The following is a 25,387-nucleotide window of genomic DNA, read 5'->3' on the forward strand; positions in this document are numbered from 1 at the left end:
CCCTTGCAAGGGTACGGGTCGCAGAAAAGTAGGTTAAAAAGAAAAGTAGGTTAAAAAGTTGCGTCCCGTTATCGCAAAAATGGCACCCCGCCCGCAAGCGCGCCGCGGTGACAAAGGGGGCGACTCATCCTGCCGCTCCCGGGCGCGACAACCTGCCGCAGTCCGCCGTCTGGACGCCCTCAGGCCACGCTGGCCCACAAATGGGCGGTGGCCAGGCTGCGCCAGGGGGCATGGGGGCGCATCAGGGTGGCCTGCTCCTCCGCCGTGGGGCGGCGGTCCATGGCGTGGAAGCGCTGCAGGGCCGCCGCCAGGCCGGCGTCGCCCACCGGCACCCGGTCGGGCAGGCCGCAGCCGCGCATGAGCACATAGTTGGTGGTCCACGGCCCGATGCCGCGCAGGGCCAGCAAGCTCGCCTCGGCCACCGCTTCGCCGGCCGGGTCCGCATCCAGCCGCTCCAGCGCGGCCAGGTCCAGCCGGCCATCCATCGCCGCCTGGGCCGCATCGACCAGATAGCGCGCCTTGGAGCGGGAGAAGCGCCGGGCGGTCAGCAGTTCCGGATCCAGGGCCGCCACCGCCGCCGCGTCCGGATGCGCGATCATGCCCGAGGGGTGCGGCCTGCCGGCCAGCAGGATCAGCTGGCGGCGCAGGTCGGCGGCGAAGGTCAGGTTGATCTGCTGGCCGATGATGGCCCAGGCCAGCGCCTCGAACACCGTCGCCGCCAAGGGTGGGCGGTATCCCCGACGACCGCCTACCAGCCGCGCGGTCGTCGCGTCCCGGTCCGCCCGCGCCTCCAGCCCAGCGGCGGCCTCGGCCAGCGCCGGCGTCAGGCCCAGCATGCGCAGCGCCACCCGCCGGGCGCGGGCCAGGATCACAGGGTCGTCGCTGTCCATGCCCATCACCAGGGTGCCGCCGCCGGCGGGCACGGTGAGGGTCAGCAGGTAGGTCCGGCCGTCGAATTCCAGAGCCTTGGTCAAGGCCGGTCCGGCCACCCGCTCCGCCGGGGCGTCCCGGTCGCGGTACCAGTCGCGGCCGTGATAGCGCCAGGCGGCGTCGGGGTCGAAGCCCGGCGGCAGGTCCAGGGTCTGCTGGCTCAAGACTCCACCAGCAGCCCGTCGCGCAGTTCCACCACCCTGTCCATGCGCGCCGCCAGATCCAGGTTATGGGTGGCGACCAATGCGCCGAAGCCGTCTTTACCAGTACCGCTGCCCCGCACCAGGCGGGTCAGCAGGGCGAAGACATCGTCGGCGGTGTGGTGGTCCAGGTTACCCGTGGGCTCGTCCGCGATCAGCAAGCTGGGCCGGTTGGCCAGCGCGCGGGCGATGGCAACACGCTGCTGCTCGCCCCCGGACAGGCGGGCCGGGCGGTGGCTGCCGCGCGCGGCCAGGCCCACCTGGGCCAGCAGCTCCTTGGCCCGTTCCCGCGCCACGGCCTTCGGCACGCCGGCGATCATCTGCGGCAGGACGATGTTCTCCTCCGCGCTGAACTCCGGCAACAGGTGGTGGAACTGGTAGACGAAGCCGATGGTCTGCCGCCGCAGGGCGGTGCGGCCGGCGTCGTCCAGCGTGGCGGCGTCGCGGCCATCGATGCGGATGACGCCGCCATCGGCATGCTCCAACAATCCTGCGATGTGCAGCAAGGTGGACTTGCCGGCGCCGCTGGGCCCGACCAGGGCCACGATCTCACCCCGGCGCACCGCACAGGCGGCACCGCGCAGCACCTCCAGCACGGCACCCGCCTGCTGGAAGCGGCGCACGACGCCGGACAGTTCCAGTACGGTATCGCCCGTGGCCGGGATGATGGGCTTTTCCATGACGGACACGTCACTCATAGCGTAGGGCCTCCACCGGATCGAGGCGGGCGGCCCGCCAGGAGGGGTAGACGGTGGCGGCGAAGGACAGGAACAGCGCCATGACGCCCACCTGCGTCACCTCCATCCAGTCCAGCCTGGCCGGGATTTGGGTGAACAGATAAATCTCGGCGCTGAACAGGTCGCGGCCGATGATGGACTGGATGAACTGGCGGATGGCCTCGATGTTCTTGGTGAACAGCACGCCCAGGATGACGCCGAAGACGGTGCCCACCACGCCGATGCTGGCGCCGGTCAGGAAGAAGATGCGCAGCACCATGCCCCGGCTGGCGCCCATGGTGCGCAGGATAGCGATGTCCCGCCCCTTGTCCTTCACCAGCATGATCATGCTGCTGATGACGTTGAACGCAGCCACCAGGATGATCAGCGACAGGATCAGGAACATGACGTTGCGCTCCACATCGATGGCGTTGACGAAGGCGGCGCTGCGCTGGCGCCAGTCATAGACACGGTATTCCTGCCCCGCCGCCCGGCCAACCGACTGAACATAGGGATCGATCTGCGTGGGGTTCTGCACGAACACCTCGATGGAGGTGTAACCGTTGGCCACGCCGAAGAAGGTCTGCGCCGCCGCCAGGGGCATGAAGATCAAGCTGTTGTCGACCTCATACATACCCACGTCGAAGATGGCGGCGATGGGATAAGTGCGCGCGCGGGGGATCGACCCGAAGGCCGTCTGGTTAAAGCGCGGGCTTATCAGGCGCAGGCTGTCACCCACATGCAGGTTCAGGCGCTGCGCCATTCTGCGGCCAATGGCGATACCATCGCCCAGATTGGCCTCGTCCCCCGTGGCACCGGTAGCCGCCCCGAAGGCCTCCGCCGCCCCCTCGACCAAATGGGTGGAGACGATGGGCCGGCGGCGGAAATCCGCGGGCGTGATGCCATGGACATAGGCGCCGCTGGCGGTGCCGTCCTGGGTGATCAGGGCCTGCCCCTCCACCGTCGGCATGACGGCGGTGACACCCGGCACGGCCAGCAGGCGCTGGGTGACGGCGTCATTCTCCGGCAGCGGGCCCAGCAGCGACTGCACCTCCAGATGGCTGTACAGGCCGAGGACACGGCTCAGCAGTTCGGTACGGAAGCCGTTCATCACCGACATGACGATGATGAGGGTGGCGACGCCCAGCCCGATGCCCAGCAGGGAGAAGCCGGCGATGACGGAGATGAACCCCTCCTGCCGGCGCGCCCGGAGGTAGCGCATCGCGACCATGCGTTCAAAGGCGGAAAAGATCATTCGGGGGGCCGGGCCGTCGAGGGTGGAAAGTGATGAGGCAATGCGCGTGATTCTGGGCGGAAAAAGGCGCCCGCTCCTACCATGCGCGACAGGGGCGGGCGTCCCGTTTCTTGTCCTGGTCAGGCCTTGATCAGCTCGGCCAGGGCAGCATCGACCGGCAGCTCGCGCTTCTCGCCGGTGGCGCGGCGCTTCAGCTCCACCACGCCGGCCTTCAGGCCGCGCGGGCCCACGGTCAGCTGCCAGGGCAGGCCGATCAGGTCCATGTCGGCGAACTTGGCGCCCGGCCGCTCGTTCCGGTCGTCGTACAGCGTCTCCACGCCAGCGGCGTTCAGCTTGGCGTACAGGTCCTCGCACAGGCTGGCGCACGCGGCGTCATCGGCCTTCAGGTTGATCAGGCCGACCTGGAAGGGAGCGACGGCGTCCGGCCAAATGATGCCGTTCTCGTCATGGCTGGATTCGATGATGGCGCCCATCAGGCGGGACACGCCGATGCCGTAGCTGCCCATCTCCACCGCCACCGGCTCCCCGTCCGGGCCGGCGACGACGGCGCCCATGGGCTTGGAGTATTTGGTGCCGAAATAGAAGATGTGGCCGACCTCGATGCCGCGGGCGGAGACCAGCTGGTCCTCCGGCACCTCGCAGGTGGCGGGGTCGTGCTTCTCGTCCGTGGCGGCGTAGATGCTGGTGTACTTGGCGAAGAAGTCCTTCAGGTCGCTGCCGGCCTCGGGCGGGTTCTGCAGCACGTCCAGGTTCAGCCAATCCTTGTGGCAGAACACGCCGCTTTCGCCTGTCTCGGCCAGGATGATGAACTCATGGCTGAGGTCGCCGCCGATGGGGCCGGTGTCGGCACGCATGGGGATGGCCTTCAGCCCCATGCGGGCAAAGGTGCGCAGATAGGCCAGGAACATCTTGCGGTAGGACAGCTTGGCCCCTTCGGCATCCAGGTCGAAGGAGTAATTGTCCTTCATCAGGAACTCACGGCCGCGCATGACGCCGAAGCGGGGGCGGATCTCGTCCCGGAACTTCCACTGGATGTGGTACAGGTTCTTGGGCAGGTCCTTGTAGCTGCGCACGAACGTCTTGAAGATGTCGGTGATCATCTCCTCGTTCGTGGGGCCGTACAGCAACTCGCGGTCGTGGCGGTCGGTGATGCGCAGCATTTCCTTGCCGTAATCGTCATAGCGGCCCGACTGGCGCCACAGCTCCGCCGACTGGATGGTGGGCATCAGCAGTTCCTGGGCGCCGGCGGCGTCCTGCTCCTCCCGCACGATCTGCGAAATCTTGCGCAGGACCTTCCAGCCCAGCGGCAACCAGGCGTAGATGCCGGCGCTGGTCTGCCGGATCATGCCGGCGCGCAGCATCAGCCGGTGCGAGGCGATCTGCGCCTCCGCCGGGGTTTCCTTCAAGGTGGGCAGGAAAAACTGGGAGGAGCGCATCGCGGGAACCCGTCGCCTTCATGAACTGGATTACGGAAAGGGAGCCGCGACTTTAGGCAATGACATTCCCCCTGTCCATGGCGGCGGAGCATTACCCGATCGCAGCGGCACCCATCGGCGCCGGCGCGGCGCGGGGGTCCCCTGCGACGGAAATCTGACAAAATCACAGAAAAGCAGCGGCCCATTTCGCTACGCCACGACTTCTCGCGCCCGTATCTGGAATATAGATAGGAAAATCAGAATCAATCAGTTTTTCAAATCCGCCGATTAGATTCCCTTATAAGTATCGTCCAGCCTGTCCGCCTGGCGGATAAGAAAATTATACACGAAAGTAAATATATATCCCAATGGCAGCGTTGACCCCGGCAAGCTTCGTATGGTCTTTACGCGGCCTTAACCAATTCCTGATACCAAGCCGATACCGACCGACGCCCGAGGACCAACGCCATGCTGGCCAATGCCAAAATCCTAACCAAGATCAACCTGGTCATCCTGGTCATGGCGCTCGCCGCCCTCGCCATCAGCGTGGCCGGCTACATGGGCATGTCGAAGCTGGCGGTGGCGACACACCGGCTGGACGTCATGGGAACCAACCTGCACCAGGCGGGTCAGCTGAACGCCAACGTCCTGTTCATGAACCGGGGCGAGTATCGCATGGCCGCCAATCCCAATGACGCGGACGAGGTTCTGAAGAACGTGGACGGCCGGGTTTCGGAGTTCAACAGGAACATGGGCCTTTTGGACAAAGAGGTTGAGGACAAGTACCGGCCCATGCTGGCGGATATCAAAACCGCCTTTGCCGCGTACAAGAAGGAGTTCGATGCCACCGCGGCAACGACCCGTCAGCACATGGATTTGAAGAACGAACCAGCGCGCCAGGAAATCCTGGATGAGGTCGCGCAATCCCGCGTCGCGGCCACCACGCTGATCAACAAGGTCAAGACCCTGCAGGACGCCCTGGACACGGACGGCACCACCGTCGCGCAGCAGGCCCAGTCCGTGGCGCGGGAACTGACGATGATGATCATCATCGTCGCCGTCGCCGGCATCGCGGTGGGCATTGTCGTCGGTATGCTGATCGCCCGGCGCGGCCTGGTGACACCCATCACCCACATCGTGCGCAATCTGCAGGATCTGGCCCATGGGCGGCTGGACATCGACATCCAGGGCGCGGAGCGGGGGGATGAGGTTGGCGACATCGCCAAGACCGCCTTGGTCTTCCGCGACAACGCCCGCGAGACGGAGCGCCTGCGCGCCGAACAGGAGAAGGAACAAGCGGCCCGCGTCGCCCGCGCCGCCGCCCTGGAAGGCCTGACGCGCACCTTCGACGTGCAGGCCGGCGACGTCATCGGCGCCGTGGCCTCCGCCGCCACGCAGATGCAGGCCACCGCCAGCTCGCTGTCGGCCTCCGCCGAGCAGACCACCCGCCAGTCCGCCACCGTCGCCGCCGGCGCCGTCGAGGCCTCGGCCAACGTGCAGACCGTGGCCGCCGCGGCGGAGGAACTGGCCTCCTCCATCCAGGAGATCAGCCGCCAGGTATCGCAATCGGCCACGGTGGCCGGTGACGCTGTGCGTCAGGCCACCCATACCGGCGCCATCGTCGCCGGGCTGGAGCAGACCGCCCAGAAGATCGGGGAGATCGTGGGCCTGATCACCAACATCGCCAGCCAGACCAACCTGCTGGCCTTGAACGCCACCATCGAGGCGGCGCGGGCGGGCGAGGCGGGCAAGGGCTTCGCCGTCGTCGCCAGCGAGGTGAAGAGCCTGGCCAACCAGACCTCCAAGGCGACCGAGGAGATCAGCACGCAGATCGCGTCCGTGCAGGACGCGACCCGCGAGGCCGTGGCCGCCATCGGCGCCATCTCCGGCACCATCGAGACCATCAACACCATCGCCACCACCATCGCCTCGGCGGTGGAGGAGCAGGGTGCCGCCACGCAGGAGATCGCCCGTAACGTCCAGCAGGCCGCCGCCGGCGCCGACAGCGTCACCCACAACATCCAGGGCGTGTCCGCCGCCGCGGATGAGACGGGCCATTCCGCCCATGACGTGCTGACCGCCGCGACCTCCATGGCACGGGAGGCGGAGAAGATGCGCGGCCTGGTGGAACAGTTCCTGGTGGACGCCCGGGCGGCGTAACATCCTCCCGCATGGCATTGACGGCCTGGGCCTGGGACTGCGCGTCCCGGGCCCTTGCTTTATGGGGACGCGACCATCTTGACCTTTCCGCAAAGTCACATATTTGCACCTAAGGGATTACCCTGGTCGAGTTAGGTTGTCGGAGAGCGCCTTCCCATGTCTTCCGCCACCGCATCTTCCCCCGCCGCCGCGAAGCCTTACATCCATTTATCAACGGCGGGATTGTCCCCCAGCGATGCCAAGGAATTCTGGGCCGACGACGTGAGCGCACGGCGACCGGGCCTGCTGCTGGATTTCCCCCATCAGGCATCGTTCCAGGCAACGGCCACCGCGACGTCCCTGGGGCCTGTGCGGCTGCTGGCCCTGGACGTCGACCCTTACGTGGCCTGCCGGCCCCGGCGCTACATCGCCCGCGACCTGGTCGATGACTTTTGCCTTTTACATGTCGACAGCGGGTCCACCGTCGTTTCCGACACGACCGGAACGGATTTCCCGCTGAATGCTGGACAGTTCATCCTGATGGACGAGGCGGCGGGGTTTTCCCTGCGCTTCACGTCCCGCACCCAGGCGAAGGCGCTGAAGATGCCACGGGCCTGGCTGAGCGCCCGCATGCCGCAGGCGGAGGATCTGGCGCTTACCAGCATCGACCCCCATACCGGCTGGGCGCGCGCGCTGACCTGCGTGCTGAAAGAGGTGGCGCCGGAAACGGTGGAGACCTTGCCCCTGCCCCCGGGCGAGGTGGCCAGCCAGATCGCAGCGCTTCTGACGCTGGCGGCCGGTCACACCACCCTGGAGATGAAGCGTTATCAGCGCGCGACCTTGAACCGGCTGCGCCGCGCCATGCGCGAGACACTTCATGATCCGGCACTGACCCCCTCGCGCTTCGCCGAACAGCAAGGCATAGCCAAACGGACCCTGCATGCCCTGTTCGCCGCCGCGGGCACCAGCTTCGGTCGCGAGCTGACCGCCATGCGATTGGACTACGCCCGGTCGCTGCTCTGCGACGCGCGCTTTTCCGCCAAGAGCATAACCGAGATCAGCGCCCTGGCGGGCTTCGCGAATCCCAGTCACTTCAGCCGCCGTTTCCTGGAAACATTCGCGCTGTCGCCAAGCGTGTATCGCCGCCAGCACCTGCGATAATCCGCCCAAAACGCGCGGCCAAGTACGGCACCATCCGCTCCGTGCAGGAAATGTCGCTCAAGAGTGCAGAAGCCCCGGCCCAGCCGTGCCCGCAATTGCTGGCGGCGGCGGGCGTTCCATATGCTGGCCCGGCAACAGAGACCGCGTTGCATCGGGGCCTGGGTGGTGGGGGAGTGATGAGTCGCCTGACGGATCGGGAGGTGGTGGCGCGGGCCTTGGTCCATGCCCCCTATCTCAGAAGCGTCGAGCATCCGGGCCACCTGAACATCCTGGCTTCCTGGTTGCGGGAAAAAGCGGCGGGCGACGCGTTGCCCGCGTGGTCACGGTTCCTGGATCGCATCTGCCCCTGTTACCACGACTTCCTGGCCATGGCCGATTTCCGGCGTGAGCCGCCGCGCTGGCATTATGTTGGGTGGAACGCCGGCGGCATGCTAGCCAATTGTTTCGATGCGGCGGTTTGCCAGCCGTTTTCCATATCCTACCTGCGCAACGCGCGGTCATGGCCGGCCTATGACGAGGTGACACTCTCGGGACGGAACCATGGCCTGCTGTCCCTGCCCGTCCGCCATGGCGACAGCGACGCGGCGACCACGGCCATCGGCATCTTCAGCCTGACGCCGGATACCGCGTCAGCGTTGCCATTCCTGGGTGACGTACCGCACTGAACCCCCCTTGGGGGGGCCATTGGGCAGCCCATACCCCTGCCCAAGTTTCCCGACAGCGCAGAAAAGCCCTATTGGCGGCGCAGCGGCGACTTCGACTCTTTAAAATTTAAAACAAACGCCATCAATTAAAAAACCGCACGAACGCACCGCCAATAAAAATAATTCGGCGGATGATCGATAATCAATATCAATTAAATGGGTGTATCCATGCTCGTAAACACCAGGATCATCGTTAAATTCTGTTTGGTGATCGCCGTGATGTCGCTGTGCGCGATCGCCATCGCCGCCGCCGGCTACAGCGGCATGTCCAAATTGTCGGTGATGGCCCGGCGCCTGGACGTGATGGGCACCAATCTGCAGCAGGCCAGCGAGTTGCGGGCCAACATCTTATTCATGAACCGCGCTGAATACCGCATGGCCGCCAGCCCGGCGGAGGTGGATGAGGCGGCAAGCCTCGCGCAAAAACGCATCGCGGCATTCAATGACACGTTGACCGCCTTGGAGACCCAGGCGGAAGGGAGGTACCGCCCCGCGCTGCTTCAAATAAAGTCGGCGTTCAGCACGTATGAAAAGGAATATCAGTCCACCGTCGCCGTCAGCCGCCGCCATGCCAACCTGCAAAATGACGGCGCGCGCCAGGAAATCTTGGACGAAGTGAAGCAGTCGCGCGCGGCCGCCACATCCCTCACCAACCAGATCGAAACCCTGGAGGAAGCCTTGGACAAGGACGGCACCGCCGTGGCGGATGATGGCCAGGTGCTGGCCCGTGACTTGTCCCGGATGGTGATCGGCGTGGCGGTGGGTGGCATCGTCATCGGCATGGCCATCGGCCTGCTGATCGCCCGACATGGCTTGGTCATCCCCATCGGACATATCGTCCGCGATCTCCAGGACCTGACGCAGGGCCGGCTGGATATCACCATCCAGGGCACGGAGCGGGGTGATGAGGTCGGTGATATCGCCAAGACCGCCCTGGTCTTCCGCGACAAAGCCCGCGAGGCGGAGCGCCTGCGCGCCGAACGGGAGAGGGAGCAGACCGCCAGGGTCGCCCGCGCCGCTGTGCTGGAGCGTCTGACCCAAAGCTTCGACGCACAGGCCGGCGAGGTCATCGGCGTCGTGGCCGCCGCCGCCGCCCAGATGCAGGCCAGCGCCAGTTCATTGTCAGCCTCCGCCGAACAGACCACCCGGCAGGCGACGGCGGTCGCCGCTGCCGCCGTGGAGGCGACCAGCAACGTGCAGACCGCCGCGGCCGCGACGGAGGAGCTGGCATCGTCCACGCAGGAAATCAGCCGCCAGGTGGCCGATGCCGCCACTGTGGCCGGCGACGCGGTACGCCAGGCGACCCACACCGGCACCATCGTGGCAGGCCTGGAACAGAGCGCGCAGAAGATCGGTGAGATCGTGGTCCTGATCACCAACATCGCCAGCCAGACCAACCTGCTGGCCCTGAACGCCACCATCGAGGCCGCCCGGGCGGGCGAGGCGGGCAAGGGCTTCGCCGTCGTGGCCAGCGAGGTGAAGAGCCTGGCCAACCAGACCTCCAAGGCCACCGAGGAGATCAGTGCCCAGATCGCTACCGTACAGGGCGCCACGCGGGAGGCGGTGAGCGCGATCGGCGCCATCTCCGGCACCATCGAGGCCATCAACGGCATCGCCACCACCATCGCCTCGGCGGTGGAGCAGCAGGGAGCCGCCACGCAGGAGATCGCCCGCAACGCCCAACAGGCCGCGATGGGCGTCGACAGCGTCACCCGCAACATCCAGGGCGTTTCCGCCGCCGCGGATGAGACGGGGCATTCCGCCCATGACGTGCTGATGGCCGCGACCTCCATGGCGCGGGAGGCGGAAAAGATGCGCGGCCTAGTGGAGACGTTCCTGGCGGACACCAAGGTGGCGTAATACGCGCGGCATTTGATCGTGACCTCTCAAATGCACCCTCAAGCGCCGGGCGGCGGACATTAGTCCGCCTAGGCTTGTCCTCGCTGCGCCCTGCGGTGCTCGCTCCGGCGGCCCCCGTCGGGGCCTACAGTGGCACGAGTCACTATCTCGTGCCGCTGGTATAAGACGGGCCCGCCACCGCCCGACCAATCCGGGCCCGGACGCGATGGTCCGGGCCCGGGAACGGGCTCAGCCCCTCTGCACGCGGGCGATGTAGTCCCCCACCATGGTTTGCAGCACGTCCAGCGGCACGGCGCCGGAGTTCAGGCCCACCTGGTGGAAGTCCTTGATGTCGAACTTGTCGCCCAGCGCCGTCCGCGCCTGATCGCGCAGCCGGTTCCACAGCGTGTGGCCGATCTTGTAGCTGCACGCCTGGCCAGGCCAGGCGCAGTAGCGGTCGGTCTCGCGCGTCATGGCGCTCTCGGTGTCGCCGGTCAGGTCCACCATGTATTTGATGGCCTGTTCCCGGCCCCAGCGCTTGTGGTGCATGCCGGTGTCGATGACGCAGCGGCCGGCCCGGAACAGCAGGAACTTCAGGTAGCCGATGCGGCCCAGCGGATCGGCATCGTACATGCCCAGCTCGTCGGCCAACTGCTCGGCATACAGCGCCCAGCCCTCACCATAGCCCGAGAAGAACATGTTGGCGCGATAGAGCGGGATGCCCTTGGTTTCCTGCGCGATGCAGCCTTGCAGGTGATGGCCGGGAATGCCCTCGTGATAAACGGTGGTGGGCAGCGACCATTTGGGCCATTCAGCCGTGTCGTGCAGGTTGAAGTAGATGGTGCCCACCCGCTCCCCCTCCAGCGGCGGGGATTCGTAATAGGCCAGCGGCGCGCCGGTCTCAACGGCCGGCGGCACGCGCTGCACGCGGGCCTTGGCCTTGGGAATGTCGCGGAACATGCGCGGCAGGCGCCCAGCCATCTCGTCCAGCTTCACCTGCAGGTCGGCGATCAGCTGGGCCTTGCCGGCGTCGGTGTTGGGATAGGTGCTGTCGGGGCGGGCGCGTAGCGCCTTGATGCGCTCCGCCACCGTGCCCTGGGTCAGTCCCTGGGCGGCCAGCAGGGTTTCCAGCCGCGCCCCGATCTCCTTGGCCTGGTCCAGGCCGATCTGGTGCACCTCATCCGGGGACAGGGTGGTGGTGGTGCTGGACTTCAGGCCCTGGGCGTACCAGGCCTCGCCATCCTTGATGTGCCAGACGCCGGCGTCGTGCGTGGCCGTCTTGCGGGCGGCCGCCACCGCCGCGATCTGCCGGTCCAGCGCCGGCCCCACCTTGTCGGTGTAGATCTTGGCGGCCTGGGCGCCATAGGCGTCGCCCAGCCCCTTCTCCTTCGCCCGCCGGGCTACGGACGACACCAGGCCGGACGCGCCCGCGTCCACCCGCAGTGCCCGCAATTGCGTCAAGGTGGTGTCCAGCATGAAGTCGGCGGCCAGGATGCCGTGGGCGGCGTCCTGCCGGAACTGCGCCGTCTCGGTATCCAGCGTGCCGGCGAACGCCTCCAGCCGCGCCAGGTAGGCGTCGGCGTCGGCCTTACCCTCGATGGGGTGGTGCACGTCCAGGAAGTTGGGGATGGACTGGTAAGAACCCTGCAGCTGGCACAGCTCATAGGGTGACCCGCCGGAGCCGAAGGGGAATTTCCGGTTGCTCTCCACCGCGTCGGCCAGGACATAGTCCACGCTGTCGTAGTTCACGGCATCGATGTCGGTCAGCGCCTTGCGGTCGAGCGCACGCAGACGGCGCAGCTGGCTTTCGGTGGCGGCGGCATCGGCCTTGCGCCCCGCGGGGCTGCGGTCGTCCAGCTTGGCGCGCAGGCCGGCCAGCTTGCCGGTGTCCATGCCCGCCAGGGTGGCGCCCTCCGGGCTGCGCCGCAAATCCTCCTGGAAGAAGGTGTCCAACAACTGGTTCAGGCTGGCGGCGGCGGCCCCTCCTCCCGGAGCCTTGTCGGCCGCGAGGCCGGGACGAACCGTGGCCAGGGCGACGGAGGCGGCGCTGGCGGCCAGGAAGGCGCGACGATTGAACATGGGATCCCCTTCTTGCTGTGGGAATTCAGACTAGCCCCCTGGGCAAGGGGGCAAAAGGACAGGCCAGTAACGGAATGGTTACAGCCCGAAAGGTGAGGCGGCCATCCGTCAGCGATACACGTTATACGTTTATCTGTTTCCGCATTTGATTTATTTTCTTGTGGGCGATTGGCAGCAATCGTGCTCAAAACGAGCAAGATACGAACGGCTATAAACCGCAAGCGCATAGCTCAGCCAATCGCCTGGATCGCGGGGTGCCCGCACCAGCGTCCTCTTTCCAGCGCACATCAGGCCATTCGACCCAACCTGGAGAGGCACCCCCTCATCTTCTTGGAGGGATCATGACCATAGACGCGTTGAAACAAGCGGCCTTGCAGCCGGGACCGACCAACCCGTTCGCCGTCAGCTATCTGCAGCTGTGCCAGTTGTCCTATCAAGCGCCCGCCACCATTCCCACCTTGGTGGCGCAACTGCCCACCCTGAATGCCGGCGGCAGCTGGCAGTGCGGCTGGGGCCCGGCACAGACTGCCGACCAGGCCAATCTGGCCTTCGTCGCCAATTATTTCTACGGGCCTGGGCTGCCGGTGTTCACCGCCGTGGTGATTCGTGGCACGGACGTCAACATCGACAATGGCTTGGGCATCCTTGAACAGATATGGGAGGATCTGGACGTCACCAATCAGGTGCCCCTGCCCTGGTCGGCGCCCAGCGGCGTGCTTGTGGCACAGGGCACGCTGGACGGGCTGGAAAACATCCAGGGCCTGAGGTCAGGCGGGCAAAGTTTGCTGGAGTACGTGGCCGGCTATGTCGGCGACCCCAAAAACAATACGCCAGTGCTGGTCGTCACCGGGCACAGCCTGGGGGCCTGCCTGTCCACCGTGGTAGCGCCATGGTTGAAGGGAACGCTGGCGCAACAGGGGCTCACCGGCCCTATCGTGCCCGCCACCTTCGCCGGGCCCACAGCCGGCAACACCGCCTTCGCCCAGTATTTTTCGGACACGTTCCCGTATTTCCTGCGGTATTTCAATACGCTGGACATTGCGCCCAAGGCCTGGAGCGACCTTTGGGGCGTCGAAACCGTTTATGACCCCTACGGCCTGACGACCCCCGACTTGGTGGAAGTCGCGCTGATCGGGTTTGAGGCCGCGATGCTGTATTACGAGGTGGGCTACGCTCAGCCGCCCACCAACAACGCCTCTCTCCCCGGCACCTTCCAGGGCGGGGGCACCTGGTATGAAGAGGCCGCGTTGCAGCACCACACTGCGACCTACATGACCCTGCTCGGCGGCCAGTCCGTTATCGTGGCGCCGCCGCGCCCGGCCCTGCGGCCCAAAGACGGCCGGGCCAAGCTTCGGGCTCAACTCGGGTCCGCCCGTAGGCTGGTGGACGTCAGCCGCCAAATCGATCGCGGAGCTGCCTGACAAACATGGGGAAGGGATCACGCCCCGGCCGTGCCCGCCGGGGCGTGATCCCAACTCTCATCCGCGGTGGGCAGATGGTTGCGCGGGTCGTGTCGCCCCCCAAACCGCGCTGTAACCGCTGTGGTTCCGCTTCGTCACCGCCCCGCCAGGCCCTGCTCCCGGCACAGGGCCGCCAGCTCGTCTTCCGCCGGGTCGGTCAGCGGCTGGCCGTTGAACAGCACTTGGTCACCCTCCACCGTCAGCAGCCCCAAATAAGCGTCGGCCCGGGGGCGGACAGTGCCTGCGGGGCGCGGCAAGGCGCGGGCCAGGCGGGCGGTCAGCGGAATCTCGATGCGCTGGGGCGGCTGCGCGCGGGGGCCGCCGTCCAGGTCGGCGGGCACCACCGGGTTGCCATCCACGTCCACGCCGGGCTGGTAGGCGACGTCGGGGGCCGGCTGATGCCGTACCGCCCATTGGCAGGCGGCGGGGTCGACGGCGATGGTCAGGCCGGGCGGTGGCGGGACGCCGGGGCCGACCTTCGATGCCACGCCCTGGTTCGATGCCGTGCCCTGGGCACAGGCGGCGTCCGTCGCCGCCAGCGCCAGCAGCCCGCCCATCACAACAGCGATCCGCCGCATCGGCATTGTCCTTGCTTGGCAGGGGCCTCCGCGCCGACCATGGGGGTCTCGGCGCGCTTTCCCAAGAATAACCCCGGGGGCTTCCTTTGCTTGATCGTTTTTTCGGGCTGACGCCGCACGGCACCACCGTCCGGACAGAGATCCTGGCCGGTGTCACCACCTTCCTGACCATGGCCTACATCATCTTCGTGAACCCCCAGGTGCTGGGCAAGGCCGGCATGGACCCCGGGGCCGTGTTCGTGGCCACCTGCCTGGCCTCCGCCTTGGGCTGCTTCATCATGGGGCTGTACGCCAACTATCCCATCGCCCTGGCCCCAGGCATGGGCCTGAACGCCTATTTCGCCTATTCGGTCGTGGGCGGCATGGGCTACCCCTGGCCGGTGGCGCTGGGGGCGGTGTTCCTGTCAGGTGTTGGTTTCACAATCCTGAGCCTGCTGCCGGTGCGCGAGGCCATCGTCAACGCTATCCCGACGGGGCTGAAGCACGCTATCTCCGCCGGCATCGGCCTGTTCCTGGGCCTGATCGCCCTGCAGAACGCCGGTATCGTGGCCGCCCATCCCGCCACCATGGTGACGCTGGGGCCGCTGGGCAAGCCACAGGCCCTGTTGGCCTGCGCCGGGTTCCTGGCCCTGGTGGTGCTGGTGGCGCGCGGCGTCACCGGCGCCGTGGTCATCGCCATCGTCGGTACGGCCCTGGCCGGCATGGTCCTGGGCGTCACGCCCATGATCGCCAGCCCCGTCTCCTTGCCGCCCAATCCCGCCCCAACGCTGCTGCAGATGGATGTCGCCGGCGCCTTCAAGATGGGGCTGACCGCCATCATCTTCGCCTTCCTGTTCGTCGACCTGTTCGATACCGCCGGCACGCTGGTGGGCGTGTCGCACCGCGCCGGGCTGCTGGACGGCCAAGGCCGCCTTCCCCGGCTGAAGCGCGCCCTGCTGGCCGACAGCCTGGCCACCACCGCCGGCGCGGCCTTGGGCACGTCGACCGTCACCGCCTATATCGAGAGCGCGGCCGGCACCTTCGCCGGCGGGCGCACCGGCCTGACCGCCGTGGTTGTCGGCCTGCTGTTCCTGGCGGCCCTGTTCCTGTCGCCCCTGGCGGCCGCCATTCCCGGCTACGCCACGGCCCCGGCCCTGTTCTACGTCGCCTGCCTGATGGTGCGCGGCCTGGCGGAGATCGCGTGGGACGATGTCACCGACTCGGTTCCGGCGGTGATCACGGCCCTGGCCATGCCCTTCACCTTTTCCATCGCCGACGGCATCGCCTTTGGGCTGATCGCCCATTGCGCCATCAAGCTGCTGACCGGAAAGGGCCGCGAGCTGGGGATCGCACTGCCCATTCTGGCAGCACTCTTTGTGCTGCGCTTCGCCCTGGCTTAAATGCCAGGGCCTTGATCAGCCAAGATAATTCCTGGTCTTTCGTTGAGTAAAATTTATGATTGGGCGTCGTTTTTGACCCGAAAGGCCGCCTTTGAGGCATCGTGCCTTGAAAATGATCAAAAAACAGATGACGGAATGGTTTCGTCTCCCTATACTCCGCCCTCGTAAACGCAAGGGCATAAAAAAGACCGCGCTCGCTGAAGCGCGGCGCGGCCTTGAGTTTAGGGAGGAATCGCCACCAAGCGACTCAATGTTAGAGGGGGATGTACCCTCCAACGCTTGGATAATGCTACGCCGAGTTTCCGAAAGGCAAGCCTTAACAGAAGGCTGGCCTTTCTTTTTGTGCTTTTTCTGTGCTTTTGCACAATCGGCGTTCGATTGATTACAATATAGCCGGCAAATTGCCCTTTTATTGAGCAATCCCGCTGTTGCCACCCTGCGGAATCGCTCCGCACCGCAATAGAATCACCCCCGAATCATTCCGATTTGATGCTGCGGCGCAGAATGCCCGCGCCCTGGCTAGGCGAAACGGCCGAGCCGTTTCTCGCGCCCCCCTCCGCCAACGAGGGGGCACAGGGGGCGGTGATACCTCTTCCGCGCCCCGCTGATGATCAATTTTACGGCAGAAGCAAGCCGTGACCGACCTCAGCCCGGATAATAGGCAGCCGCCAATGCCGCGGGCAGCAATGCCAGCGTCAGCAACGCCGCCGCCGTGGGCGCCAAGCCCAGCAGGCGGGGCGGCCGCCCGGCCGTCGCGGCCGGGGGACGCGGCAGGGCCAGGATGAACAGTGGGAACAGGGGCAGGAAATAGCGCCCCTGCGGGCCATCGACCGTGGGCCAGCCGACGTTGGTCCAAGTGAGGTACTGGGACAGGAAGATCCCTTCCACCGCCACGCCGGCGGCCAGGGCCAGCAGCGCCACCTCCGTCCAGCGCACGCGGCCCCAAGCGGCGCACAGCGCCGGTCGCCCCCCCTGTCCAGCCGCATGTCCAGCCATGCCGCGACGGCCAGGGCCAGGGTCCAGGCGGCGTACACCGTCTTGGGCAAACGCAGATCCAGCCAACCGAGCATGGCGATGCTCTCGAAAAACAGGCCGGTGAAGTGGCGGGGGATGCGCAAGGTGTGCCAAACCAGTGTCACCACGCGCCACGGCGCCGCCAGCAGAACCTGGATCTGGGCCGCCGCGTCGGTTCCATGGAAGACGGCCGGGCGCGGACCGGGCCAGATCAGCCCGGCCTCGTAAGCGGGCCGGGGAATGGCCGTGGCCAGGCCCCGCTGCACCAGCAGGCCCCACGCCATCATGGGCAGCAGCGCCAGGCCCGCCAGGGCCAGACGCCGCAACAAGGGCCCACGGGCCGGCGGCGTCCCCAGCGCCTGCCCCAGCGCCTGCCCCAGCGCCTGCCAGGACGCCGGCAAGGGCAGCAGCAACAGCGCCACCAGCGGCAGGTAGGGCGGCTTCACGGCGATGACCATGGCCAGCAGCAAGGCGGCCAAGCGGTAGGGCGTGGTTGCAGCCGGGTTCGCCGCCCCCTCCCCCCGCGTCACCAGGGCGGCGGCCAGCGCCACGGCGGCGATGATCAGACAATCCTGGTTGAATGAGGCGGCCAGCGACAGGGTCATGGGCACCGCCAGCATGCAGAACAGCAAGCCGTGGCCCCGGCGGGCCACGGCCAGTGCGGTACCGGCCAGCACCAGGAAGGCCGCGACATTGGCCAAGCGCCCGGCCAGGATGGCGTCGAACGGCCCAGCCCCCAGGACGCGGGCGACCTGCATGCCCGCCACCGCCGGCAGATAGAACACCGGCATGTAGGTGGCGATGGTGTTGAGGCCGACGAAGACGCGCGGCCCCTGCCACCCCAGCGCGCGGGCCCAGGCCAGGCGCGACGGGTCTATCACCTGGGTATGTGGGGATACCATGGTGGCCACCTGCATGAAGGCGGGGTCGGCCATGACGCCGGCGACGATGGCGGTGGTGCCGTCGGGCTGCGGTTGCGGCCCCCGGCGGCCGGCAAGCTGGCCCGAGGCCAGGCTGTCCGCGCGGGCGATGTGCCCTGGTTCATCGGCGACCTGCCCAGGCGGCACCCGGAAGGCGAACACCAGGCAGGTGGGCAGCGCCACCGCCAGGAACAGCAGCACTGGCAAAAGGCGGGACGTGATCTTAGGCACCGGGCTGATCCTGTTCGGTGGGCATACCGCCCAGAAGGCCGGCGCGACGCAGCAGGCGGCCCAGACGCAAAGTGGCGAGAATGGTGGCGCCCCCGCCAACGGCCAGCAGGGCCAAGCGCCACGGGGCTGCCCCCGTCCCCCAGTCGCGCAGCAGCGTGTCCGCGACCTGGCCGGCCACGACATAGCCCAGCAACGCCGGCAGCGAGGCCAGGGTGCCGGCCAGATAGGCCCCCGGGGTGATGGAGGACAGGCCCAGCGCGTAGCTGGTCACGGCGAAGGGCATGACCGGCGACAGCCGCAGCAGGCAAACCAGGCGCCAACCGTCCCCCGCGACCAGGCCATCCAAGGCCGCCAGCCGGGGCCGCCCCGGCAGCAGCCGCGCCACCCAGGGGCGGAACAGGGACCGGCTGAGCATGAAGGTCAGCAAGGCCCCCGCCATCAGGCTGAGCGCCGCCAAGGGGAAGCCCATCGCTACGCCGTAGGCGGCACCGGCGGCCAGGCCGATCAACGCCGCCGGCAGCACACCGCTGGCCGCCACTAGAACCTGGAGCAGCAGCAGACCCAGCCAGCCGGCCACGCCGGCCGCGCGCATCACCCCGGGCAAAGCCGCCAGCAGGGGCAACAAGTCCGTCCGCGCGGCCAGAAGCGCCCCCGCCATGGCCAGCAGCGGCAGGCCCGTGGCCGCCAGCGTCAGGCTGCGGCGCGACGATAGGCCCATCACCCGCACCGGGGTTCCCCCGCCGGCAGGCGGCCGTCGTCCGCCTTGGCAAACAGGGGGCTGGCCACAACGGCCATGCGGTGAAGGCGATAAGCCAGCGCCGTCCGCAGGACGCCCAAGCCATAGACGATGCTGCGCCGCAGGTTGATGCTGGACGCCTCGGGAAAGTACTTGGTGGGGCAGGAAATCTCCCCGATCTTCAGGCCCTGGGCGATGGCCTGAACCAGCATCTGGTTGTCGAAGACGAAGTCGTCGGAACAGCGCAGCAGCGGCAGGCGGGCCAGCGCCTCCCGGCTCCAGGCCCGATAGCCGGTGTGGTACTCCGACAGCTTCTGGCCCACCAGCCAGTTCTCCGCCCACGTCAGGACGCGGTTGGCCACGTATTTGTAAAGGGGCATGCCACCCGCCAGGGCACCCTTCCCCAGGATGCGGGAGGCCAGCACCACGTCATATTCCGTCGACGCGATCATCGACGCCATGGCCGTCACCAGCTTGGGCGTATACTGGTAATCGGGGTGCAGCATGATGATGATATCCGCCCCCCGCGCCAGCGCCGCCTGGTAACAGGTCTTCTGGTTGCCGCCATAGCCGCGGTTGCGGTCATGCCGCAGCGTATGGATGCCCAATTCGCGCGCCAGCCGCACGGTGGCGTCGGAACTGGCGTCATCGGTCAGGATGATGTCGTCGACGATATCCTTGGGGATTTCGTCGAACGTTTGCCGCAGGGTCCGCTCCGCATTGTAGGCGGGCAGGACGACGGCGACCTTCTTGTGATGCAGCATCGGGTGGCCGGTATAGGGGTGGCGAACCGAACGGCGTCAGCGTCCGGCTCCAAAAGCACGCGGCGACGCCCAACCCGGCACCGCCCTGGTTATACGGAGGCCAACGGCGAAACTGGCGATGGACACGACGCCGCAGGGTGGACCCGCCAGCCATTTCCAAATAAAATCCTTGGGCAGAAATTGATTTTAGATTGAAATCTCGATGACCATCGCCGCCGCCCCTTTCCGCCCCTTGGACCTGGACGCCGTGCACGCCTTCGTGCTGGTAGCCACGCTGCGCAGCTTCACCCGCGCGGCGGAGGCCATGGGGACCACGCAGTCCGCCATCAGCCTGAAGCTGAAACGGCTGGAGGACAGGCTGGGCCACCGCCTGCTGGAGCGCACACCCCGCCAGGTGCGCCTGTCGTCCCAGGGCGCCGCTTTCCTGGACCCCGCGCGGCGGTTGCTGGCGGCGCATGACCAGGCGCTGGCCGGCCTGGAGCAGGCGCCGCACCGCCTGGTCATCGGGATCAGCGATCATGTGGCCGGCCGCGACCTGCCGGAGTTGCTGGCCCGCCTGCAAGGCCGCGATCCCACCCTGGTGATGGAGGTGCGCATCGCCGCGTCCCGCCACCTGGGTGGCCTGCTGGAACAAGGGGAATTGGACGCCGCCATCCTGCGCCTGGAACCGCCCCTGGACGGCCGGCAATCGGACCCGCCCGCCGAGGCGGGGGAGTTGCTGTTCACCGACCCGCTGTGCTGGTTCGCCGCACCGGGATGGGAACCGCCCGTAGCGGCCCCCTTGCCCATCGCCACGCTGTCGGCGCCCTGCGGCGTGCGCGGCCACGCCCTGCGGGCATTGGACGCCGCCGGCATCCCCTGGACCGAGGTGTTCGTGGGCGGTGGCGTGGCCGCCGTGGGGGCGGCGGTGCTGGCTGGGCTGGGCGTGGCCGCCCTGGCCCCCCGCGCGGCCCCCCTGGGTGCCGTCGATGTGGGGGAGCGTTATGGATTGCCGGCCCTGCCCAGCGCTGCCGTGGTGCTGCGCTCCGCCGTCAGCGACCGGCGCAGCCGGGCGGCGCTGGCCACGCTGGTGGCCGCGTTCCGCGCGGCGGGGTGATCAGTAGACGAACCCTGCCGCCGCGGCTTCACGCCAAGGCTGGCCCAGCTTGGCCAGCTCCTGCTCCACCGGGCAATCCGGCGCGTGGGCCAGGGGCAGATAGCCGATGCTCATGAGGAACTCGCCCACGATCTCCCCGCCGGTGAAGCGGAACGTGCGGCGAAACAGCTTGACCCACTCCGCCTTGGTCAGCGGGTGGTGGGCAGCCAGCCAGCCGGCGAAGCCACCATGGCTGGCGCGGAGCCCCTGGATGACGCGGGCGTTGTAGAGGGCGGCCTCGATCTTCAGTCGGTTGCGCACGATGCCGGCGTCCTGCATCAGGCGCTCAACATCCTCCGGTGTCATGGCGGCCACGGCATCCACGTTGAAGCCGTGAAAGGCGGCGTTGAAGGCCGCGCGCTTGCGCAAGACCACCAGCCAGGACAGACCCGCCTGGTTTACCTCCAGCATCAGCCGCTCGAACAACACGGCCTCATCCATGGTGGGATGGCCATGTTCCCGGTCATGATAGGGGCCATGGAAGGGGTGGCCTGACGCGATGGCGCAATATCCCGACATGGGGCGTGATTCCCGGCTGAGGCGTGGCAACGAGTGGGAGGACGGGGGTAGGAGGACGGCGCCGGTGAATGCTAGAAGGGGACGCGGCGGGAGGAAACCTGAATCCCCCGCCCTCCCCTGGAAATCGAGTGCCGCCCCGTCCCATGACCCCGACCCTGTCGCCCGCCGCCCGTCGCCGCCTGCTTCGCAACGTCCTGGCCTTTTTCATCACCCTGATCGCCATCAGCGTGGCCGCCGGCCTCATCGGCGGCACCATGGCCGTCGTGCTGGTGCTGCGCCTGGTTTTCGGCGTGGGCGCATCCTGCTCCGGCATTTGGATGTTCTTCCTGCTGGCCCGCCAGATGATCCGTAACGGCCGCCCGCCCCACCCCTTCTTCTATGGCGGCTATGCCATCATCCTGGGCTGCCTGGGCGGAGTGGCAGTGATGGGCGTCCTGATGCTGATCCAGGGTGCACAGCAGCTCACACTGCTAGGATCGTGACAAAAACGCTAATAATCGCGATCTTACGCTGTAAGCAATAATGGGAATCCTCATTGGATATGAGTATTGATGGGTATGAAGGCCGAATGGGGCGCCATCTTCGCCACCATTCTGCCATCTATCCTTGCGCTTATTGCCGGTGAAGGCCAGACGCATGGCGATTACCGGACGAATGATGACGGGATCTGTCGTCATCCTTCGTAGCACTGGTGCGCCAATGACAATTGGCCCATCAACCACGAGGTGACCCGATGAAGTCCATCATGAAGTCCGCCAGCACCACCATCGGCGCCGCGGCGTTGACCGTGGCCATCGCCGGCGGCCTGACCATCGCCAGCGCCACACCCGCCGCCGCCCAGGTCGGCATCGACCTGTGGGTGCGCGAGGCGCCCCCGCCGCCGCGCCATGAGGTGATTCCCCCGCCGCCGGAGCCGGGCCATATCTGGGTGGGTGGCCACTGGGCCTGGCACGACCATTGGGATTGGGTGGAGGGGCACTACGCCGCCCCGCCGCATCCCCGCGCCCATTGGGTGCCCGGCCACTGGCGCACGGGCCCGGACGGTCGTCACTTGTGGGTGGAAGGTCACTGGCGCTGAGCCAGCGGTCAAACCGGCGCTAATACTAGCGGCCCTAGATAAGGCCCTTGCCGCTGTAGCCCGCAACGGCGGGCGCCGCCCGCCGCACGCGGAGATCTGGTGGCCACCGGATCTCCGCGCATCTCCCATCCGTCACACGGCATGGGAAGACGGCAAGCTGGACGCAAGGGGGCGTTTGAGCGGTCGCGATCATACGCCACACGCATTAGGCGAAGATTGGCAAGTGTTGAAATAAATTGAATTGTGATCAATGTTGACGCGCTCAGTTTATAGTTGTGAGCGCCAGCTAACCACTTAAACTTCCCACATCGCAAACATATTCGATGCGGGATAAAAATGACTAGCTACCCTAAGCCGATTAACGTCTGGACACCCGGCTCAAACTGGGATCATCAGGGTATCGATATGATGATCGCGGTCATGACACCGCCTATTGTTTCCTTGTTGCCCTGGATGATACAGCCGACACAGCCGGCCGCTGCTTCCCCGCATATGCTAGTGCAGGTCGATACCGGCTCTCAAGGCTGTGTGATTAATGTCGGAAATCTGTTTGTTAAAGGTGAATATACCGTCCATTACGAAACGAAGACTGAAAAAAGTAAAGAAGATGCCGCAGCGGGCGCGGCCACCGAATATATGGTGCCAACCAGTATCACAGGAACGCTGCTGGCGGGGGTTGAATATATTGGGCCTGGCAGTATAACTTATTCCTCAGATAGCAAATCAGAATATGGTTTCTACTACAAGGTAGCCCAATTGGGCCTTGGTGTGAATAAGGATGGCACGGCGGCAGCGCTTGTCAAAAATGCCGTTGTCCTTGGGATTGTGCCGAAGCATTTCATGAAAAGCGGCTCAAAGTCCGCCACGGTGACCGGGCCGACCACAGGGGGGCCGCTGATGATGGGTGTCGGGTTTGGCCGTCCCAACATGGGCACAAATACCTTTGTCAATGCCAGTTTGGTTGATGGCACCAGCCTCTACCCGTCCTATCTGATCAATCAAGACGGCATTACATTGGGGATCACGCCGGACGACCTGCCTTCGGCCTTCGCATTCCAGAAGCTGGGGGCGAACCCCGACCCGAAGGGAGCTGGACCGGCGGAGAATTCCGGTGTCAATCCCGGCATTTTCGCTACGCCGGTTGGTACCATTACGATCCAGCCGGCCACGCCGCCCAGCACGCCGCCCCTGACGCTGCCGAACAGCATTCCGACAATGGCTAATATCATCATTGATACGGGCATTACTTTTATGATGATGGGCAGCGGCGAAGGCGTGACCGAGGGTTCCTATACGATCACCGTTTCGACAACGGTTGACGATTTACCGGACCCGAACCAGCCTGCCTTGACATATTCGTTCAAGGCCACCGGCCCCACCAGCGTTGGCCGGGCCGCTGACTATCCGGGCGCCCTGGCAACCAATTATGGTTCCGGCAAGAAAGAAACTTTGCTGGCACCAGCCTTTGTTGCTCCGCGCGCCGGTGACAACTGGACCAATACCGGCATTCATATCCTGCGGGGCTTCCAGCTCTATGCTGATGCCCAGGTTGGTCAAATGGGATTTGCCCCCATCTCCCCCTGATCATACCGGGCTGGTGATTGCCGCTCCCCCTCCGCCGAAGGTTGACGATACGGCGGAGGGGCATTGAGCGTTTATACAAAACCGTGATGAACAAAGCTTATTGCAACTTGGCATAGGGCCGGCATCAGGCTTCCTGGTGCCGGCCTCAGCGCCGGCGGAACGCGACCGCCCCCTGCACCCGATACCCCAGGGAGGGGCTGAAGCGTTGGGTGGCGCGCTTGGTCGCGTCCTCCGCCGTGTCGGCCCCCACCAAGTAGACGCGACCGGAGACCCAATCATCGACATACTCGGTTGGCGCCATACGGGCCGTGGCCGTCTCGCCGAAATCGGGATTGGCGATGGTCAGCTCCCAGAAGCGCTGGGCTGAAAGCGTCTGGCGATCCAGCAGGATCAGGGGCTGCAACCGGCGCTCGCGCAGGGTCTTGCGCTCCTTGTCCAGCGCGTCCAGTTCCTCGCGCAGTTCCTGCAGCGTGGCATCCACCGTGTCGATGGTGGTGGTGATCTGCTCCAGCTCGCCCGAGGTGCCATCGATTTCCTGGCGGAACTGGGCCACCAGCGCCTCACGCTTTTCCAGCTGTCGGCTCAGCTCCAGCCGGCGGACCGTCAGTTCGCGCCATTGGCGGAACAGCAAGGCCCCCAGCAGGCCAATCATCAGCAGCATCAGCCACCCGAGTTCCATCACGACCCCCGACGGAAGCCGGCGGGCCGCAGCGGACCCTTTTCCGGAAAGTGCATGTCCAGCTGACGGCGGGCGGCGGCTTCCGATTCGGCCCAGATGCTGGAGCGATGGTCGATGCCCCGCAACGGCGCCGGCAGTTCGCGCCCGGGATCCACGGACGGGGACGGCAGAAGGTTGCAGGCGTATTCCTCCTTGTCCTTGGAGGGCTCGCCGATCTGGTGCAGGACGTAGAAGTCGCGGACGCGCATGTCGTTGTTGTCGATGCGCAGCTGGGAAATGGCGGCCCGCATCTTGGCCGCCTCCCCCGTTTGACCCCCAGCGCCATGCGCTGCTGTTCCAGGAAGGACAGCACCTGGGTCTTTTCGTTGGAGACGGCGCGCATCTTGTCGGTGGACGAGCCTAGGGCCTTGCGCAGGCGCAGTTCCACGGTCTGCCGCCACAGCCACAACATGATGGCCGCAAGCATCAGCAGGGCGGAAAAGCCCATCAGGATTTGGATCAGCATTCCCCGAACGACCGTACCGGCTCAACCAACAGCCGATCCGCCAAACCAGGGCGCGATCGCGTCAAAGCGGCGCGTTGCCTGGCGGATCGAACAGCCGGTCATAGTTGATGAGGCCAAAATGAAAAACAGCCCAGACGAGCCCGAGAATTACCGCTGAAATGAGGCTCGTCCATATGAATTTGCGCCGCAGGTCGGGAAATACCGGCGCGCCGGGATCGTTGCCTTTCAAAGGGCTATCGTCGCGGCGGACGCCGAACGGCAAAACGGCGAACAGCACCACCCACCACAGGGTGAAATAGATGGCCGCCAGCGTGACCAGACTCATGACACTCCCTCCCCCATTGGCCCCTCCCCCATGGCCCTGGAT

Annotated in this window: 23 protein-coding genes; 10 read left to right on the forward strand and 13 right to left on the reverse strand. The window is 66.3% G+C overall.

All coding sequences use genetic code 11. The features are described from left to right. Window positions 1–179: 179 nt before the first annotated feature. From UCD39_RS02645 to proS, 4 genes are all read right to left on the reverse strand, one after another. Complete coding sequence (locus UCD39_RS02645; protein ID WP_330494578.1) at window positions 180–1,094, reverse strand: DNA-3-methyladenine glycosylase family protein; 915 nt, start codon at window positions 1,092–1,094, stop codon at window positions 180–182. Further along, complete coding sequence (locus UCD39_RS02650; RefSeq protein ID WP_330494579.1) at window positions 1,091–1,828, reverse strand: ABC transporter ATP-binding protein; 738 nt, start codon at window positions 1,826–1,828, stop codon at window positions 1,091–1,093. Before UCD39_RS02650 ends, UCD39_RS02645 begins: the two co-directional genes overlap by 4 nt. Continuing rightward, complete coding sequence (locus tag UCD39_RS02655; RefSeq protein ID WP_145732177.1) at window positions 1,821–3,101, reverse strand: lipoprotein-releasing ABC transporter permease subunit; 1,281 nt, start codon at window positions 3,099–3,101, stop codon at window positions 1,821–1,823. Before UCD39_RS02655 ends, UCD39_RS02650 begins: the two co-directional genes overlap by 8 nt. A gap of 119 nt (window positions 3,102–3,220) precedes the next feature. Beyond that, window positions 3,221–4,537, reverse strand: a complete 1,317-nt coding sequence (proS, locus tag UCD39_RS02660) for a proline--tRNA ligase (RefSeq protein WP_330494580.1) — start codon at window positions 4,535–4,537, stop codon at window positions 3,221–3,223. A 447-nt stretch (window positions 4,538–4,984) separates the two neighbouring features. Between proS and UCD39_RS02665 the strand changes: the two genes are divergently transcribed. From UCD39_RS02665 to UCD39_RS02680, 4 genes are all read left to right on the forward strand, one after another. Then, window positions 4,985–6,676 carry a methyl-accepting chemotaxis protein gene (locus UCD39_RS02665; protein ID WP_330494581.1) on the forward strand — a complete coding sequence of 564 codons (1,692 nt, stop codon included), beginning with the start codon at window positions 4,985–4,987 and terminating at the stop codon, window positions 6,674–6,676. Window positions 6,677–6,832: 156 nt separating this feature from the next. Further along, window positions 6,833–7,816, forward strand: coding sequence for a helix-turn-helix domain-containing protein (locus UCD39_RS02670; RefSeq protein ID WP_330494582.1), 984 nt, complete (start codon window positions 6,833–6,835; stop codon window positions 7,814–7,816). Between the two features lie 176 nt (window positions 7,817–7,992). Then, a complete protein-coding gene (locus UCD39_RS02675; protein WP_330494583.1) occupies window positions 7,993–8,481 on the forward strand; it encodes a hypothetical protein in 489 nt (162 codons plus the stop codon). A 258-nt stretch (window positions 8,482–8,739) separates the two neighbouring features. Next, complete coding sequence (locus UCD39_RS02680; protein ID WP_330494584.1) at window positions 8,740–10,380, forward strand: methyl-accepting chemotaxis protein; 1,641 nt, start codon at window positions 8,740–8,742, stop codon at window positions 10,378–10,380. A gap of 228 nt (window positions 10,381–10,608) precedes the next feature. On the opposite strand, the gene UCD39_RS02685 is transcribed toward UCD39_RS02680, so the two are convergent. Then, entirely contained in the window at window positions 10,609–12,438 is a 1,830-nt protein-coding gene (locus UCD39_RS02685; protein ID WP_330494585.1) for a DUF885 domain-containing protein, read from the reverse strand. Between the two features lie 341 nt (window positions 12,439–12,779). On the opposite strand from UCD39_RS02685, the gene UCD39_RS02690 reads away from it, so the two are divergent. Beyond that, window positions 12,780–13,859, forward strand: a complete 1,080-nt coding sequence (locus UCD39_RS02690; protein ID WP_330494586.1) for a lipase family protein — start codon at window positions 12,780–12,782, stop codon at window positions 13,857–13,859. A gap of 134 nt (window positions 13,860–13,993) precedes the next feature. Here the strand turns inward: UCD39_RS02690 and UCD39_RS02695 are convergent, their stop codons facing one another. Further along, window positions 13,994–14,476: a hypothetical protein gene (locus UCD39_RS02695; protein WP_330494587.1), complete on the reverse strand. Its 483-nt coding sequence runs from the start codon at window positions 14,474–14,476 to the stop codon at window positions 13,994–13,996. An 86-nt stretch (window positions 14,477–14,562) separates the two neighbouring features. On the opposite strand from UCD39_RS02695, the gene UCD39_RS02700 reads away from it, so the two are divergent. Continuing rightward, the gene (locus tag UCD39_RS02700) at window positions 14,563–15,855 is read left to right on the forward strand and encodes an NCS2 family permease (protein ID WP_330494588.1); all 1,293 of its coding nucleotides are present in this window, start codon (window positions 14,563–14,565) and stop codon (window positions 15,853–15,855) included. A 695-nt stretch (window positions 15,856–16,550) separates the two neighbouring features. On the opposite strand, the gene UCD39_RS02705 is transcribed toward UCD39_RS02700, so the two are convergent. The 3 genes from UCD39_RS02705 to UCD39_RS02715 are packed head-to-tail and all read right to left on the reverse strand — an operon-like array spanning window position 16,551 to window position 19,520. After that, complete coding sequence (locus UCD39_RS02705; RefSeq protein WP_330494589.1) at window positions 16,551–18,020, reverse strand: DUF2142 domain-containing protein; 1,470 nt, start codon at window positions 18,018–18,020, stop codon at window positions 16,551–16,553. After that, a complete protein-coding gene (locus tag UCD39_RS02710) occupies window positions 18,013–18,738 on the reverse strand; it encodes a TVP38/TMEM64 family protein (protein WP_330494590.1) in 726 nt (241 codons plus the stop codon). Before UCD39_RS02710 ends, UCD39_RS02705 begins: the two co-directional genes overlap by 8 nt. Next, complete coding sequence (locus tag UCD39_RS02715) at window positions 18,738–19,520, reverse strand: glycosyltransferase family 2 protein (RefSeq protein WP_330494591.1); 783 nt, start codon at window positions 19,518–19,520, stop codon at window positions 18,738–18,740. The genes UCD39_RS02710 and UCD39_RS02715 overlap by 1 nt, the downstream gene beginning before the upstream one ends. A 202-nt stretch (window positions 19,521–19,722) precedes the next feature. On the opposite strand from UCD39_RS02715, the gene UCD39_RS02720 reads away from it, so the two are divergent. Next, window positions 19,723–20,616 (forward strand): LysR family transcriptional regulator, encoded by an 894-nt coding sequence (locus UCD39_RS02720; protein WP_330494592.1) that lies wholly within the window; start codon window positions 19,723–19,725, stop codon window positions 20,614–20,616. Here UCD39_RS02720 and UCD39_RS02725 read toward each other — a convergent pair whose 3' ends face one another. Further along, window positions 20,617–21,174, reverse strand: coding sequence for a DNA-3-methyladenine glycosylase I (locus tag UCD39_RS02725; protein WP_330494593.1), 558 nt, complete (start codon window positions 21,172–21,174; stop codon window positions 20,617–20,619). Between the two features lie 128 nt (window positions 21,175–21,302). Between UCD39_RS02725 and UCD39_RS02730 the strand changes: the two genes are divergently transcribed. From UCD39_RS02730 to UCD39_RS02740, 3 genes are all read left to right on the forward strand, one after another. After that, entirely contained in the window at window positions 21,303–21,656 is a 354-nt protein-coding gene (locus UCD39_RS02730) for a hypothetical protein (RefSeq protein WP_330494594.1), read from the forward strand. 263 nt (window positions 21,657–21,919) lie between these two features. Beyond that, a complete protein-coding gene (locus UCD39_RS02735; protein WP_330494595.1) occupies window positions 21,920–22,252 on the forward strand; it encodes a hypothetical protein in 333 nt (110 codons plus the stop codon). Window positions 22,253–22,657: 405 nt separating this feature from the next. Further along, a complete protein-coding gene (locus UCD39_RS02740; protein ID WP_330494596.1) occupies window positions 22,658–23,836 on the forward strand; it encodes a hypothetical protein in 1,179 nt (392 codons plus the stop codon). A gap of 145 nt (window positions 23,837–23,981) precedes the next feature. Here UCD39_RS02740 and UCD39_RS02745 read toward each other — a convergent pair whose 3' ends face one another. The 3 genes from UCD39_RS02745 to UCD39_RS02755 form a co-directional block, all read right to left on the reverse strand. After that, window positions 23,982–24,497: a hypothetical protein gene (locus UCD39_RS02745; RefSeq protein WP_330494597.1), complete on the reverse strand. Its 516-nt coding sequence runs from the start codon at window positions 24,495–24,497 to the stop codon at window positions 23,982–23,984. A 17-nt stretch (window positions 24,498–24,514) separates the two neighbouring features. Continuing rightward, window positions 24,515–24,805: a hypothetical protein gene (locus tag UCD39_RS02750; RefSeq protein ID WP_330494598.1), complete on the reverse strand. Its 291-nt coding sequence runs from the start codon at window positions 24,803–24,805 to the stop codon at window positions 24,515–24,517. Window positions 24,806–25,081: 276 nt separating this feature from the next. Further along, window positions 25,082–25,345: a DUF1467 family protein gene (locus UCD39_RS02755; RefSeq protein ID WP_145732214.1), complete on the reverse strand. Its 264-nt coding sequence runs from the start codon at window positions 25,343–25,345 to the stop codon at window positions 25,082–25,084. Between the last annotated feature and the right edge of the window lie 42 nt (window positions 25,346–25,387).

This window comes from Nitrospirillum karajorum, from assembly GCF_036348415.1.
Classification (GTDB): domain Bacteria; phylum Pseudomonadota; class Alphaproteobacteria; order Azospirillales; family Azospirillaceae; genus Nitrospirillum; species Nitrospirillum amazonense_B.